This window comes from Antribacter sp. NEAU-D49, from assembly GCF_057158775.1.
In genome coordinates, this window is record NZ_JBXTSN010000024.1 from 45925 (window position 1) to 58368 (window position 12444).

Below are 12444 nucleotides of genomic sequence, written 5' to 3' on the forward strand. Positions count from 1 at the left end.
ACAGGTGTCTGTCCTGCCGCGCTCCACGGCAGTGTGGTGTCGCACACCGTGGCACCGCCGTGTAACGAGCGATAGCACGACGACCCCCTCCGGGGTGGCGGAAATCCGTCATCACACATGCTCGCCACCATGTGGGAGGGTGCTCCCGTGACCGACGCGACGACGCTCCGCCATCCGGCAGTGCCCGCCCTGCGCCTGACCGCCGCCGTGCTCGTCTCGGCGTCGGCGGTGCTCCTCTTCGCGGTGCACGTGCGCCCGGTCGCCTACGTGCCGCTGGTGGCCGGGATCCTGCTGGGCCTGGTGGTGGACCGAGCGCTCGGGCGGGACCTGGCGCTGATCGGCGTGGGTCTGGGGATCATCTCCACGATCTCCCTGGAGGCGGACCTCTCCGACGAGGGCATCCGCCGGTTCGCCGTGGTGCTCATCGCGTCCGTGGTGGTCCCCTGGGCCCTGTCCCGGTACGTGTTCCACCAGGACACGATCCAGTTCCCGCTGATCACGGGTCGTCGGTGGGGCCGCGGGCAGTGGACCTACCTGCTGATCGTGGTGGCGGTGGGCTACCTGATCCTGCCGTTCTACTTCCTCGGCTCGGGCGCCTACCTGAACTGGCCGGACCTCGACGGCTCGCAGGACATCTGGCGGCTGCTGGTCGGCGTCAACGCCGTCGGGATCTGGGACGAGCTGTTCTTCGTCTGCGTCGCCTTCGCGCTCTTCCGCAAGCACTTCGGTCTGTGGACGGCGAACTTCCTCCAGGCGGCGATCTTCGTGTCGTTCTTGTGGGAGCTCGGCTACCGCGAGTGGGGACCGCTCCTCACGATCCCCTTCGCGCTGGTCCAGGGCTGGATCTTCGCGAAGTTCAAGGACCTGGCGTACGTCGTGACGGTTCACCTGCTGTTCGACGTCGTCGTGTTCATGGTGCTGGTGCACGGGCACCACCCGCACCTCTTCGACATCTTCGTCACCGCGCCGAGGTAGCGGCTACGGGTTCGTCTTGGCGAACATCTTGGGCCCGAGCAGCTCACGCAGCGTCTCCAGCTGCGCCTCGGTCTCGGTCTTCTCGGCCTCGGCCAGCGCGACCAGCTCGTCGTCCTCGCCCGCGTAGATCTCGTCCCCCGCCAGGGTCACCGCCCCGTCGTGGTGCCGGATCAGCCCATCGAGCAGGTGCAGCTCGAACAGCGTGCCCTCCAGCCCGGCGATGACCTCGACCTGCTCGGGCGTCAGCATGCCGTGCGGCGGGGCGTTCGCCCCGTGCTCGTGCCCGCCCTCGCCGGCCGCGCGGGGTCCGGAGCCATCCTCGGGCGCCTCTTCGGCGGCGAGCGCGAGGGCCGACGACGCGGCGTCGGGCACCGGGATGCCGCGCTCCCGCATCCAGGCGCCCAGCTCCTCGATCCGGGCCGACGACACCTCGGTGATCTCGTCGGCCGTCGCCAGGATCTCGCCGTCCTCGGTGCGGCCGGGGGCCAGGGAGGCGAGCTCGATGGCCTGCGCATGGTGCACCAGCATGACGTCTGCGTAGATGGCGTCCGACTCCGAGTAGCCCGCTGCCTCCTGGCGAGCCGGGACGCTCACGCCGAGCCAGAGGTAGAGCCCGGCGTTCAGCGCCACGCCGAGGGCGAGGACGATCAGGACGGCCTTGAGCCGGCGCCGCCAGAGCGGTGCGGGCGGCGGCTCGGGCTGCGGCTCCGGCTGCGGCTCGGGCGCCTCGACGTCCAGGTCCGGGTGAGTGGTCACGTGCGGAAGCGTCGCACAACGGTCAAGCCGAGGGAAGACACCGGGCAAGAAGTACGGGAAACCCCGTGCCCGGCGCCGTCCCTCGGCTCGTCGGTCCGCAGGTCAGGAGTGGAACTTCTCCTGCAGCTGCGGGTTGAACTCGCGGTTCCACATGTTCGGCTTCTGCTTCGGCACGATCTCGTCGGAGATCTCGAGGACGTCGAAGCCCTTCTGGATGTCGTTCGAGAACACGTAGCCGTTGTAGTAGTACGCCGACCAGCTGCCGCCGAGGATCAGCCGCTCGGTGGACAGCGGGCCGCGGTCGAACCACGCCAGCTCGACCGGGTTCTCCGAGTCGGTGAAGTCGTACACCGAGATGCCGCCCTGGTACCAGGCCTGCACCATGATGTCGCGACCCTTGACCGGGATCAGCGAGCCGTTGTGGGCCACGCAGTTCTCGGTGTTCGTGTTGGTGCGCGGGATCTTGTAGTAGCTCTTGAACTCGAGCTGGCCGCCGGTGAGGTCGTAGATGCCGTTGGCCCCGCGCGTGGACCCGACGGTCGGGTTGCAGGTGGCACCGCCGCCTCCGCCCAGCTCGTCGGTGAAGACCACCTTGGTGGCGTCGTTGTTGAACGTCGCCGAGTGCCAGAACGCGAAGTTCGTGGTGTCGCGGACGGAGTCGATCACCACGGGGTTCTCCCGGTCGGAGATGTCCATGATGATGCCGTCGCCCATGCACGCGCCGGCGGCGATGTCCTTCTCCGGGTACGCGGTGATGTCGTGGCAGCCGCTCGTCGCGGACGTGTTGAAACCCTGCTCGTTGGGGCCGCCCGGGTGGCCGCCGTCCGGGAAGAGCACCGGGGTGGCGACGACCGACGCCGAGGCGGGGTCCTTCACCGGGATCTTCACGATCGAGATGAGGTCGTGCGGCGGCTGGCAGTCGGGCGCGGCGGCGCTCGGGCTGTACGAGGACACGTACGCGTAAAGCGTCTGGCCGTTGCGGGTCGGGGCCAGCGTGTGGGTGTGCGAGCCGCACGCGGTCTCGACGGCCGACACGTAGACCGGGTTGAGCGGGTCGGAGATGTCGAAGATCTTCAGGCCCTCCCACGAGTCCTTGATCGCGGCGCTCTGCGAGGTGCTTGCGCACGAGTCGTCGGACCGGGAGGAGTCCGTGGACAGGACCAGCAGGTCCTTGTAGACCGAGATGTCGTTCTGCGAGCCCGGGCACACGACCTGGACCGCCTGGACCGGCGCGGTGGGGTCGCTGATGTCGTAGACGGTGAACCCGCCGTAGTTGCCGGCGTAGGCGTAGTCGCCGGAGAAGGCGAGGTCGGAGCTGTACTGCCCCTCGGGGGCGAACGCCCCGTTCTTCGGAATGGTGGCGAGCAGCTCGATGTTCGCCGAGGCGACGTCGCCCGGCTGGTCGAGGAGCGGCAGGACCGCCGAGTCGTCGAGGGCTGCGATGGCCTCGGCGGCTGAGCCGTCCGAGCTGTCGCCGGGCTCGGCGAAGCCCGGGGCGGCGACGGCGAAGGACCCGACGAGCAGGGCAGCGGTCAGCGTCCCCCCGGCGACTCCGGATCTCATGGTTGAACGACGCACAGGCGTCACACCTCCTTGGTAGTGTCCGGCGAGTCTCGTCTGCGAGTTGCCTGAGGAAAAGAGCTTTAGGCGATATTTAACACAGTAGTGACATTCAATCCGGAAGGATGGATTCGTGCGCTCCCCTGTGGCCCGACGCCGGCGGCTCGTCCCGGCCCTGTCCCTCACTCTGCTGGGCACCGTCGCCCTGACCGGGGCGTGCACCGCCCAGGGTGACGTGACCTCGGAGCCGAGCTCCGTCGTCGTGCAGCCGGGGAGACCCGGCGAGGCCGCCAGGACCGTGGCGCCCGAGGACTTCGACGGTGTGGACGACCCGTACAGCGAGTGGAACGACGCGGACGTCGACTTCGTGACGGTCATGATCGACCACCACGCGCAGGCCCTGGAGATGGCGGCGCTGGCGCCCGACCGGGCGGCGTCGGAGCAGGTGCGGACGTTCGCCGAGCGCATCGAGGGCGCCCAGGCGGGCGAGATCCACGCTCTTGCCGCCTGGCTCGAGGCCCGCGGCCTGCCCGTCCCCGTCTCCGCGGAGGTGGCCGACGGGACCGGGCCGCGGACGCCGTCGGACGGGCACGGCCACGCGGAGATGCCCGGCGCGGTGTCCCCGGAGGAGCTGGACGACCTGGCCGCGGCGACCGGCGCCGCGTTCGACCGGGCGTTCCTCGAGCTGATGATCCGCCACCACCGCGGGGCCGTCGAGATGGCGCACACGGTGATCGCCGAAGGGGCCGACCTCTACGCCGGGGAGATGGCGGACGAGACCGCGGCGGGGCAGGCGGCGGAGATCGCCCGCATGGAGGACCTCCTCGCGGGGATGTGAGGGCGCCGCCGGCCGAGCACGGACGTCACGCCGAGACAGTGCCTTCGTCCGACGAAGGCACTGTCTCGGCGGGTGCGGGTGGTGCTGGGAAGCTCAGGCCCGGCGGCGGAGCGCGAGGCCCAGACCGGCCGCCAGCAGGCCGATGACGGCGAGCGCGCCGCCCGCCGGCGGCACGACCCCCGCCGCGCCGGTCCCGGCCGAGGCCCTCAGGGTGCCCGTCCCGTCGACGAGCGTGCCCGTCCCCGCAGCCAGCGTGACCGCGCCCTCGGCGAGGTCGCCGCTCCCGTCGGCGAGGTCGCCGGCGCCGTCGGCCAGGTCGCCCGCTCCGGCCGACAGCTTCTGCGCGCCGGCGTCGAGCGTCACGACACCCTCCGCCAGGGTGCCGGTCCCCTCGGCGAGCGTGCTCAGCCCGGTGCTGAGCTGGAGAGCGCCCGCCTCGGCCTCGCCGAGCTTCACGGCGAGGGTGTCCGCTCCGTCGGCCAGCTGCTGCGACCTGCCCACCTTGGGGACGACCCGGTCGCGGATCTCGACGGCCCCGGCGTCTACCTGGCCTAGTCCGCCCTGCAGGGTGACCAGACCACCGGCGACCTGCTGGGCACCGGCCTGCAGCCGCGGCGCGCCGGCCGCCAGCTCGGCGGCCCCCGCGTCGAGCTGGGCCGAGCCGTTCTTGAGGCGAACCGCCCCGGCGCGCGCCTCAGCGGCCCCTGCCCGAGCCTCGGCCGAGCCGACGACGAGCTTGTCCAGGCCGACGGCAAACGTGTCGGCCCCGGCCGCGAGGCCGTGCGCACTCGTACGCAGCGTGGCCGCACCGACGACGAGGCCCTGCTTCTCGTCACGGATCCCGGCGAGCAGGCCGTTCGCTCCTGCCTGAACGCGCGTCGCCCCGGCCGCCGTCACTGCGGCGGCCTGCGCGAGGTTCGCGGCCTGGTCCGCGAGCGTCTGGAGCTGGACCTTCAGCTCGCCGTCCGGCGTGGCCGCGGCGAGCTCCGAGAGGTTCGCGGCCAGTGCAGCGTTGCCGTCGGCCACGCCGGCCGTTCCCGGGGCGACCTGGTTCGCGCCCGCAGCGACGAGCGCGAGGCCCTCATCAACCACATCCACCCCGGCCACGATCTTGTCCGCGCCTTCGGCGACGCCGTGCGCACCGGCCGCGAGCTCGCCGGCCTTCGCGTCGGCGTTCGCGGCCCCCTCGGCGACGGCAGCCGTCCCGGCCGCCAGGCGGTCGAGCCCGCCGGCGAGCTGCACCGCTCCTGCGGCGAGGGCGTCCGCTCCCGCGGCGAGCTCCGGCCCCTTGGCCGCGAGGCGGTCCACCCCGCCCTGGAGCTCTACCGCGCCGCCGTAGAGCTGGCCTGCTCCGGCGACGAGCGTCTCCGTCCCGTCAGCGAGGCGGGTCGACCCGTCGGCGAGGTCGCGGACGTCGGCGGCTGTCTCGGCGGTGCCGTCGGCGATCTTGAGGGCGCCTGCCCGGAGCTGTGCGGTGCCGTCCGCGAGCTGCTGGGAGCCGGCGAGCGCCGTCTGGGCGCCCCCGTCGAGCTCCCAGGCTCCTGTGCTGAGCTTCGCCGTCCCTGCGGTGAGGTCACCGGCTCCCTCGGCCAGCGTGCCGGCGCCGTCGGCGAGCCGGCCGGCGCCGTCGGACACCTCGTCGGCGCCGTCGGCGACCTTGGCCGCCCCCGCGTCGAGGTCGCCCGCCCCGGAGTCGAGCCGGGCGGCCCCGGAGGCGAGCTGCCCGTTGTAGATCAGGAGAAAGCCCACGAGCACGACCATGGCGAGGGTCAGGAGCGCGAGCCCGGCGATGCTCAGGGCGGTCGCCGCGGGTCTCGGGCGGTATGTGGCTGCGTTGGCGTGGTACGCCATCTTTCCGTCCTCTCGTCGCGGCGCCATCGCCGCGGTGCAGGTACGTCCGGCGCGAGGAGGCGCCGGAGCCCGCCGACTCTGGCGGGACTCCTGATACCCGGGGTACCGGGAATCTCTGAGGACCGAACGTACTCACCACGCCCCGGGAAGGGAACGGCTCCAGGGCCTCTTATTGATCACATTTCAGTAATGCGCCGGAGTTCACCCGGTAGTTGCGACCACGCGGGCCGGGAGCGACCGTGGAAGCACCTGCCCTCACGGAAGGAGACCACGATGCCGCGACGTTCACCGGGACCGAGCGTGAAGGACCCCGAGCTCTACGAAGAGCTCCGCGAGGAGGGAAACAGCAAGGAGAAGTCCGCACGGATCGCGAACGCGGCCGCAGCACGAGGCCGCAGCAGCGTCGGGAAGAAGGGCGGCAAGTCGCCGGCCTACGAGGACTGGAGCGTGGCCGACCTCCGCAAGAAGGCCGCCGAGGTGGGCGTGGAGGGCCGTTCGCGCATGAAGAAGGACGACCTCGTCGACGCGCTCCGGAACCACTGACGCGGCCCGCCGGGCTGTGTGGATTGTGTGAAGCAGGGGGCAGGGGCCTGAGCGGACCTGGCAGGAACCGCGCAGACGGCCCTCTTCTTCGCCGCCAGGATGCCTCTCCCACAGACGGACCCCCTATTGTTTCGGATGGTCCGCTGTACCTTGAGCGCGCTCTTCGAGCCGTCGCCTCGGCTGCGGACCCGAAGAGACCGACGAAGAGGAGAAGCAGGACGTGGCGAACTGGAGCATTCCTCCGCAGGTCCCGCGCCGGCGTCAGAGGTTCTGGAATTACCCCCGCCCCTACCGGCGGGGATGGCGCGCGTGGGTACCCTCCTGGCGAATCGTCGTGGGCACCATCCTCACGGGGGTGTCGCTGGCCACCGGCGTGCTGTTCATGGGCTACACGAGCACGGTGATCCCCGAGCAGGGTGAGGACGTGGGTAACCAGACCACGACCGTCTATTACGCGGACAACTCCGTGATGGGCGAGTTCGCGGCGCTCGACCGCATCATCCTCACCAAGGAACAGCTTCCGAACTGGGACCTCATCACCAGCACGCTCGTCGCGTCCGAGGACCAGACGTTCTGGACGAACAGCGGCGTGGACCCGATGGGTATCGTGCGCGCCTTCCTCAACAACGTCACGGGCGGAGCGCAGCAGGGCGGGTCGACGCTCACGCAGCAGTACGTCGAGGCGTACTACGGCAGCGGTCCCACCTACAAGGACAAGGTCCGCGAGGTGATCCTGGCCTACAAGGTGACACAGGCGCAGGACAAGGAAGAGATCATCGAGCGGTACATCAACTCGATCTACTTCGGCCGCAAGGCGTACGGCATCCAGGCTGCCTCGCAGGCGTACTTCGGGATCGACGCGGCTGCCCTCAACTACAACCAGGTCGCTTTCCTCATCGGCATCATCCCGTCCCCCAACCAGTGGGACGGCAAGAACGACCCCGAGTTCAGCCGCGCCTGGGGGATCGAACGCTGGGAACGCTCGATCCGGTTCATGGCCGAGCAGGGCGTCATCACGCCGGAGGAGAAGGCCGCGGCGGTCTTCCCCGAGCCGCAGCCCCTCCAGAATGCCAACAGCAAGTCCGGCTACACCGGTTACCTGCTGGACATGGTCGAGGCGGAGCTCGCGTCCAGGGCACAGGTCTCGCAGGACAAGCTGATGACCAACGGGTACAAGGTCTACACCACGATCGACAAGCGCCTCATGGACGCGGCGATGGCGACGATGGCCCTGCCTGCCGACGCGAACCCCCTCACCCGCGCGTCCCTGACGTCGATCGACCCGGCCACAGGGGCGATCAGGTCGATCTACGGCGGCCCGGACTACCTGTCTCATCCCACCAACGCCGCGACGGTCACGCTCGCGCAGGGTGGCTCCACGTTCAAGCCGTTCACCCTCATCGGCGGTCTCGAGGAGGGCATCTCGATCCGCAAGCAGTACGACGGCAACGACGACATCGTGATCAAGGGCTACAACAACGGACCGGGAGACCCCGACCGGGCGGTCACGAACTTCGCGGACGCGGACTACGGGCAGGTCGACCTCATCAAGGCGACGCAGGACTCGATCAACACCGCCTACGTGGCGCTCAACGTCGAGATCGGGGCAGAGAAGACCGCCGAGGTGGGCTACCGTCTCGGCATCCCGGAGGAGACGTGCATCGCCGGCACGTGCGCGGAGACGATCCAGCCGGTCCTCTCCAACGTGCTGGGCTCGGCGGCGGTACGCAACATCGACCTCACCCACGCCTACGCGACGATCGCCGCGAGCGGCGTGGAGCGCGACCCGTACATCATCCAGAAGGTGACCGACCTCCGCGACACTCCCGTGTACGACGTCACGGTGGAGAACAACCCTGTGGTGAACCCCGAGATCGCCAACGCCACGACCTACGCCATGACCCAGGTCGTGGAGAAGGGCTCGGGCAAGCCGGCGCGCGACCTCGGCCGGCCCGCGGCCGGCAAGACCGGTACCGCGAGCGAGAACAAGTCGGCCTGGTTCGCCGGCTACACGCCCCAGCTCGTGACGGTCGTGGGTCTGTCCCAGTACAACCCGGACAACCCCGAGGAGAAGAACGAGGACATCACCCCGTTCGGCAAGTGGGCCGGCAAGGCGATCACCGGTGGTACGTGGCCGGTGGAGGCGTGGACCGCCTACATGAAGATCGCCATGGAGGGCCAGGAGATCAAGGAGTTCCCGGAGTACAAGCTCCCCAAGCCCTCCGCCTCCCCGAGCCCGACGCCCTCGCCGACCCCGACGCAGGAAGGGGTCCAAGTCCCGGGCGACCTCGTGGGCAAGCCGATCGAGGAGGTCCGTGAGCGCCTCCAGCAGCTGGGCCTGCGCGCGCAGGAGCGACTCCAGGAGTCGAACGAGCCCAAGGGCACCGTGATCCAGGTCGACAACGCCGGCCAGATGGTGGGCCCGGGTGCGAACATCCCGGTGACGGTCTCCAGCGGCCCGGCCACCCAGAACAAGGTCCGGGTCCCGAACGTGGTGGGGATGACCCAGCGGGACGCCACCAACAGGCTCACGAGCCGCGAGTACCAGCTGACGCCGGCCTTCTCGACCGTGCCGAGCTCCGAGGCGGACAAGGGCAAGGTCATGTCCATGCAACCGGGCGCCGACACCGAGGTGGACCGGAACAGCATCGTGACGCTGGTGGTCGGTGCCGGACCAGGCGAGGAGCCGCAACCGTCTCCGAGCCCGACCGTCTCCCTGCCGGGTGGCGGGAACGGCGGCGGCAACGGCGGCGGCGGAATCCTCCCGTAGCAGGCCGCCCGCAGTACCCAGGAGCCCGGTTCACCTTCGTGAACCGGGCTCCTCTCGTTCATCCCGCGTTCACTCCGCGTTGCGTCCTGTTCATGCCCGTCCTATCCTCACGATGTATCGACTCGATAGGTCATTCCCGCAGAGTTCGCGCGATGGCCCCGGGCACCGAGGGGAAGGAGTCGTCGTGCGCAGCAGGTCGGACGTGCTCGAGACCGCCATCCTCGGGCTGCTCAGCGAGGCGCCGCTCCACGGCTACGAGCTGCGCAAGCGGCTCAACCTCCTCCTCGGCTCGTTCCGCGCGTTCTCCTACGGCAGCCTCTACCCGGCCCTCAAGAGCCTGGTGACGCGCCGCCTCATCGTCACGACGGAGGGCGAGAGCCCGGCGTCGGGCAGGACGACGCCGCCACCCCCGCCCCTGGCCGGCCGGCGCGGCCGGATCGTGTACGAGCTGACCGCCGAGGGCAAGGAGCACCTCCAGACCGTCCTGGCCACCTCCGGCCCCGCGGCCTGGGAGGACGAGAACTTCGACGTCCGGTTCGCGCTCTTCGCGCAGACCGACGCCGAGACCCGCCTCCGCATCCTGGAGGGCCGGCGCACCCGGCTCACGGAGCGGCTGGAAGCGGTCAAGGAGTCCGCGACGCGCACGCGTGCGCGTCTCGACGAGTACACGCTCGAGCTGCAGCGCTACGGACTCGAGAAGGTCGAGCGCGAGGTGCGCTGGCTCGACAGCCTCATCACCACCGAGCGGGGACGCGTCGGAGCACGCGCCCGCGCACGGGCCAGCAGCACCACACCCACGTCCGGGCCGTCACGCACGGCCGGCGGGGACCACGAAACACACCCCGCCGAGGGTGCTCCTCACCCCGGCACGAACGAGAAGGAGCGAGGATGACCTCCATCCGCGTCGCCATCGTCGGCGTAGGCAACTGCGCGTCGTCCCTGGTGCAGGGCGTGCACTACTACCGTGACGCCGACCCCGCCGGTACCGTCCCGGGCCTCATGCACGTGCAGTTCGGCGACTACCACGTGTCGAGCCTGGAGTTCGTCGCGGCGTTCGACGTCGACGCGAAGAAGGTCGGCTTCGACCTCTCCGACGCGATCAACGCGTCCGAGAACAACACCATCAAGATCGCGGACGTGCCGCCGCTCGGCGTGACCGTCCAGCGCGGCGTCACCCACGACGGCCTGGGCAAGTACTACCGCGAGACCATCGAGGAGTCCGACGCGGAGCCGGTCGACATCGTCGCCGCCCTCCGCGAGGCTCGTGCGGACGTGCTCGTCTGCTACCTGCCCGTGGGTTCCGAGGTCGCCGCGAAGTTCTACGCGCAGTGCGCCATCGACGCCGGCGTGGCGTTCGTCAACGCCCTGCCGGTCTTCATCGCGTCAGACCCCGAGTGGGCCAAGAAGTTCGAGGACGCCGGCGTGCCGATCGTCGGCGACGACATCAAGTCCCAGGTGGGCGCCACGATCACGCACCGCGTGCTGGCCAAGCTCTTCGAGGACCGCGGCGTGGTGCTGGACCGCACCTACCAGCTCAACGTCGGCGGCAACATGGACTTCAAGAACATGCTGGAGCGGGACCGCCTCGAGTCGAAGAAGATCTCCAAGACGCAGGCTGTCACGTCGAACCTCGAGCACGACCTGGGCGCGCGCAACGTGCACATCGGGCCGTCCGACTACGTCGCCTGGCTGGACGACCGCAAGTGGGCCTACGTGCGCCTCGAGGGCCGCGCGTTCGGCGAGGTGCCGCTGAACCTGGAGTACAAGCTCGAGGTGTGGGACTCGCCCAACTCGGCCGGCATCATCATCGACGCCGTGCGTGCCGCGAAGATCGCGAAGGACCGCGGCGCGGGCGGCCCCATCCTGTCCGCGTCGACATACTTCATGAAGTCGCCGCCCGTGCAGATGGAGGACACCGCCGGCCGCGCCCAGCTGGAGGCCTTCATCCGCGGGGACGTGGAGCGGTAGACCGTAGATCCTCCGGTAGACTGGTGGGGGGGGGGGGGGGGGGGGGGGGCGTTGTGTGCCCACCCCCCCCCACGCACGTAACCCTCCTGCCACGGAACGACCGTGGCCGCTGAGACCAGAGGAGGTGGGTTGTCAACATGCGTCAGTACGAACTGATGGTGATCCTTGACCCGGAGGTCGAGGAGCGCACCGTTGCCCCGTCGCTCGACAAGTACCTGTCGGTCATCACGACCGAGGGTGGCACCGTCGACAAGGTGGACATCTGGGGTCGTCGCCGCCTGGCGTTCGACATCGCGAAGAAGTCCGAGGGCATCTACGCCGTGGTCGACTTCACCGCCACCGCGGACACCGCGAAGGAGCTGGACCGTCAGCTCGGCCTCAACGAGGTCGTCCTGCGGACCAAGATCCTGCGCACCGGCGTCCGCTGAGCCGCGTGAGCTGAATCCGCGCCCCTGAGGCGCGCGTGTCGGTGGCTCGTGGTGGGATTCCCTCACAACCACGGACACAGCAAGCGTCGACGACGAGAATCGAGGAATTGGCATGGCTGGTGAGACCGTCATCACGGTGGTCGGGAACCTGACCGGAGACCCGGAGCTGCGCTTCACCCCTGCGGGTGCGGCGGTGGCCAACTTCACGGTGGCGTCGACGCCGCGCACCTTCGACCGCCAGAGCAACGAGTGGAAGGACGGGGAGACCCTGTTCATGCGCTGCTCGCTCTGGCGCGAGGCTGCCGAGAACGTCGCGGAGTCGCTGACCAAGGGCACGCGCGTCATCGTGCAGGGCCGTCTGGTGCAGCGCTCCTACGAGACCCGCGAGGGCGAGAAGCGCACTGTCGTCGAGCTGCAGGTGGACGAGATCGGTCCGTCCCTGCGCTATGCGTCGGCCAAGGTCACCCGGACCCAGCGTCAGGGTGGCGGCGGCTTCGGCGGAGGCGGCGGTGGCGGCAACTTCTCGGGCGGCGGCAACGCCGGCGGGAACGCCGGCGGCGGCTTCGGTGGAGGATTCAGCTCGTCCGGTGGCGGGCAGAGCAACGACGACCCGTGGGCCACGGCTGGCCCCGCGTCGTCAGGCGGGTCGTTCTCGGACGAACCGCCGTTCTGACCGGCACCTAACCCCAGATCAACATTTGAGTCCGCAGCCCGACGGCGCCCCGCGCCCCGGCGAGCGGACCGCCCTGAAGAAG

At 70.0% G+C, this 12444-nt stretch carries 11 protein-coding genes; 8 read left to right on the top strand and 3 right to left on the bottom strand.

All coding sequences use genetic code 11. The features are described from left to right. Window positions 1–129: 129 nt before the first annotated feature. Window positions 130–975 (top strand): CPBP family glutamic-type intramembrane protease, encoded by an 846-nt coding sequence (locus AC060K_RS17210; protein WP_483765096.1) that lies wholly within the window; start codon window positions 130–132, stop codon window positions 973–975. Between the two features lie 3 nt (window positions 976–978). On the opposite strand, the gene AC060K_RS17215 is transcribed toward AC060K_RS17210, so the two are convergent. Together AC060K_RS17215 and AC060K_RS17220 are read right to left on the bottom strand one after the other, a co-directional pair. Then, the gene (locus AC060K_RS17215; protein ID WP_483764977.1) at window positions 979–1731 is read right to left on the bottom strand and encodes a DUF305 domain-containing protein; all 753 of its coding nucleotides are present in this window, start codon (window positions 1729–1731) and stop codon (window positions 979–981) included. Between the two features lie 102 nt (window positions 1732–1833). Further along, complete coding sequence (locus AC060K_RS17220; RefSeq protein ID WP_483764976.1) at window positions 1834–3294, bottom strand: LVIVD repeat-containing protein; 1461 nt, start codon at window positions 3292–3294, stop codon at window positions 1834–1836. A 130-nt stretch (window positions 3295–3424) separates the two neighbouring features. On the opposite strand from AC060K_RS17220, the gene AC060K_RS17225 reads away from it, so the two are divergent. Then, window positions 3425–4129 (top strand): DUF305 domain-containing protein, encoded by a 705-nt coding sequence (locus AC060K_RS17225; protein WP_483764975.1) that lies wholly within the window; start codon window positions 3425–3427, stop codon window positions 4127–4129. Between the two features lie 93 nt (window positions 4130–4222). Here the strand turns inward: AC060K_RS17225 and AC060K_RS17230 are convergent, their stop codons facing one another. Further along, complete coding sequence (locus AC060K_RS17230; RefSeq protein WP_483764974.1) at window positions 4223–5980, bottom strand: hypothetical protein; 1758 nt, start codon at window positions 5978–5980, stop codon at window positions 4223–4225. A gap of 273 nt (window positions 5981–6253) precedes the next feature. Between AC060K_RS17230 and AC060K_RS17235 the strand changes: the two genes are divergently transcribed. From AC060K_RS17235 to AC060K_RS17260, 6 genes are all read left to right on the top strand, one after another. Beyond that, window positions 6254–6523, top strand: coding sequence for a DUF7218 family protein (locus AC060K_RS17235; RefSeq protein WP_483764973.1), 270 nt, complete (start codon window positions 6254–6256; stop codon window positions 6521–6523). 334 nt (window positions 6524–6857) lie between these two features. Then, window positions 6858–9293 carry a transglycosylase domain-containing protein gene (locus AC060K_RS17240; protein ID WP_483764972.1) on the top strand — a complete coding sequence of 812 codons (2436 nt, stop codon included), beginning with the start codon at window positions 6858–6860 and terminating at the stop codon, window positions 9291–9293. Between the two features lie 184 nt (window positions 9294–9477). Further along, a complete protein-coding gene (locus AC060K_RS17245; RefSeq protein ID WP_483764971.1) occupies window positions 9478–10185 on the top strand; it encodes a PadR family transcriptional regulator in 708 nt (235 codons plus the stop codon). Then, window positions 10182–11261: an inositol-3-phosphate synthase gene (locus AC060K_RS17250; RefSeq protein ID WP_483764970.1), complete on the top strand. Its 1080-nt coding sequence runs from the start codon at window positions 10182–10184 to the stop codon at window positions 11259–11261. The genes AC060K_RS17245 and AC060K_RS17250 overlap by 4 nt, the downstream gene beginning before the upstream one ends. Window positions 11262–11398: 137 nt before the next feature. After that, on the top strand, window positions 11399–11689 hold the full coding sequence (rpsF, locus tag AC060K_RS17255; protein WP_125772676.1) for a 30S ribosomal protein S6: 291 nt from the start codon (window positions 11399–11401) through the stop codon (window positions 11687–11689). Window positions 11690–11801: 112 nt separating this feature from the next. Continuing rightward, a complete protein-coding gene (locus AC060K_RS17260) occupies window positions 11802–12362 on the top strand; it encodes a single-stranded DNA-binding protein (protein WP_483764969.1) in 561 nt (186 codons plus the stop codon). Window positions 12363–12444: the final 82 nt, after the last annotated feature.